Here is a 2471-nt window from a genome sequence, read left to right as displayed (position 1 = left end):
GTCCGGGCCCGGCGCGGGGGCGGGGGTTCCGACCGGCTCGGAGACGGGTACCCCGGGAGCGCGGGGCGCGTCCCGTGAGCCGGGGCGCGGCTCCCGGGTCTCGCCCCGGGCATCCCGCCGGGAGTCCGGGCGACGGGCACGACGAGCGGAGGAGGAGCGGGCATGGGCGGCGTTGTCGGCGTGGGACACGGCCCATATCTTGCAGCATGCCACCGACAGGAGCGGACGCGCCGCGAACCCGTCGCGTGCCCTGTGGCCGGAGGACACCCGCGGTTAAGGTGACCGCCTGACACCCCGTGCCGGGCGGACGGCGCCACCGACGCCGCCGGACCGCCCGCGCCGACACCCGGGGGACGGGACGTTCCCCGACCGGAGCAGCCCCGTCGGCCGACCGGCCGACGAACCGCCCCCAGCACGTACCCGAGGAGCCGCGATGTCCGACGTGCCGTCCGACAACCCGTCCGCCACCTCCCCCGCCGCCGATCCGGGGCCCGCCGGCTCCGCCTTCGTCCCCGGCCTGGAGGGTGTCGTCGCCTTCGAGACGGAGATCGCCGAACCCGACAAGGAGGGCGGCGCCCTGCGGTACCGGGGCGTGGACATCGAGGATCTCGTCGGCGAGGTCTCCTTCGGGCAGGTGTGGGGCCTGCTGGTGGACGGTGCCTTCGAGCCCGGTCTGCCGCCGGCCGAGCCCTTCCCCATCCCCGTCCACTCGGGCGACGTCCGGGTGGACGTGCAGGCGGCGCTGGCGATGCTCGCGCCCGCCTGGGGCCTGCGTCCGCTGCTGGACATCGACGAGCGGCAGGCCCGCGAGGACCTGGCGCGCGCCGCCGTGATGGCGCTCAGCTACGTCGCCCAGTCCGCCCGCGGCACCGGCCTGCCGATGGTGCCGCAGCGCGAGATCGACAAGGCCGACAGCGTGGTGGAGCGCTTCATGCGCCGCTGGCGCGGTGAGCCCGACCCCAAGCACGTCGCCGCCGTGGACGCCTACTGGACCTCGGCCGCCGAACACGGCATGAACGCCTCGACCTTCACCGCCCGGGTCATCGCCTCCACCGGCGCGGACGTGGCCGCCGCGCTCTCCGGAGCGGTGGGCGCGATGTCCGGCCCCCTGCACGGCGGCGCGCCCTCGCGGGTGCTCGGCATGATCGAGGAGATCGAGCGGACCGGCGACGCGGAGGCGTACGTGCGCGGGCAGCTCGACAAGGGCGAGCGCCTGATGGGCTTCGGCCACCGCGTCTACCGGGCCGAGGACCCGCGGGCCCGGGTGCTGCGGCGCACGGCCCGTGAGCTGGGCGCGCCCCGCTACGAGGTGGCCGAGGCGCTGGAGCGGGCGGCCCTGGCGGAGCTGCGGGCCCGGCGCCCGGACCGGGTGCTCGCCACCAACGTGGAGTTCTGGGCGGCGATCGTGCTGGACTTCGCCGAGGTGCCGGCCGAGCTGTTCACCTCGATGTTCACCTGCGCCCGCACCGCCGGGTGGTCGGCGCACATCCTGGAGCAGAAGCGGACCGGACGACTGGTGCGGCCCTCCGCCCGGTACGTCGGTCCGGGACCCCGGTCGCCGCACGAGGTGCCGGGACACCCGGCGGCCTGAACCGCTCCGGTCCGGCCGGCGGTCGGTCACGCGTGCCCCGTGCCCCGCGGGGCACGCGGTCCCCGGGACCCGCCGGTCCCCGGACCGGGTGGAGCGGGGCGGAGCGGGACGCGACGGAGCGGACGGGCGAGACAGGGGTTGAGGAATGGGAACGGCGAGCGAACGGCGGACCGCCCCCGACGCGGGTGCCGACACGGGCCCGGGCGCGGCCGAAGGGCCGCTGCCGACGGCCGTGGTGGTGATGGGCGTCTCCGGCTGCGGCAAGAGCACGATCGCCCGGATGCTGGCCGATCGGCTGGGCGTGCCGATGGCCGAGGGGGACTCCTTCCACTCGGCGGCCAACGTGGCGAAGATGACGGCCGGCGAGCCGCTGGACGACGCGGACCGGGAGCCCTGGTTGCGCGCCCTGCGGGACTGGATCTCCGAGCGGGCGGCGGCCGGTGACTCCTCGGTGATGGCCTGTTCGGCGCTGAAGCGTTCCTACCGCGACGTGCTGCGGGGGGCGACGGGGTGCCGGGTGCGCTTCGTGTACCCGGCGGTGGACCGGGAGGTGCTGGTCGAACGCCTGGACTCGCGCGGCGGGCACTTCATGACCTCGGCGCTGCTCGATTCGCAGTTGGAGACCCTGGAGCCGCCCTCCCCGGACGAGGACGCGGTGACGGTCCCGGCGGGACGGGAGTGCCCGGAGCGGTTGGTGGAGGCGGTGCTCGCCGCCCTGGACCTCCCCGCCCCGGGGCCGGCCGGTTCCGCGGGAGCCGCCGACCCCGTCTGACCCCCGTCCGGGGTCCGGGGCCCGGGCCGGGAGGTCCGGGGCGGGGTTCGCCCCGTGCCGACGCCGGGCACGACACCTCGCCGCCCTGCGGGGTCGGCGGCCGGGGAA

General features: G+C 76.7%; 3 protein-coding genes. 2 read left to right on the top strand and 1 reads right to left on the bottom strand.

The annotated features are described in order from the left end of the window. The coding region (locus tag FOE67_RS29645) for a hypothetical protein (RefSeq protein WP_438874286.1) at window positions 1-189 on the bottom strand (189 nt) is incomplete at its 3' end. 244 nt (window positions 190-433) lie between these two features. Between FOE67_RS29645 and FOE67_RS22705 the strand changes: the two genes are divergently transcribed. Then, window positions 434-1591, top strand: coding sequence for a citrate synthase 2 (locus FOE67_RS22705; RefSeq protein ID WP_228474183.1), 1158 nt, complete (start codon window positions 434-436; stop codon window positions 1589-1591). A gap of 145 nt (window positions 1592-1736) precedes the next feature. Beyond that, window positions 1737-2363 carry a gluconokinase gene (locus FOE67_RS22700; RefSeq protein ID WP_323385322.1) on the top strand — a complete coding sequence of 209 codons (627 nt, stop codon included), beginning with the start codon at window positions 1737-1739 and terminating at the stop codon, window positions 2361-2363. Window positions 2364-2471 lie beyond the last annotated feature (108 nt).

The organism is Streptomyces calidiresistens (genome assembly GCF_014141525.1).
Lineage (GTDB): Bacteria > Actinomycetota > Actinomycetes > Streptomycetales > Streptomycetaceae > Streptomyces > Streptomyces calidiresistens.
The sequence above is the reverse complement of the archived record's forward strand: the minus strand, read 5'-3'. Positions and strand labels throughout refer to the sequence as shown.

Bases quoted from the DNA above. Each gene is read 5' to 3' on its own strand.
- FOE67_RS22705 (WP_228474183.1), top strand. From the start codon at position 434: ATGTCCGACGTGCCGTCCGACAACCCGTCCGCCACCTCCCCCGCCGCC.
- FOE67_RS22700 (WP_323385322.1), top strand. From the start codon at position 1,737: ATGGGAACGGCGAGCGAACGGCGGACCGCCCCCGACGCGGGTGCCGAC.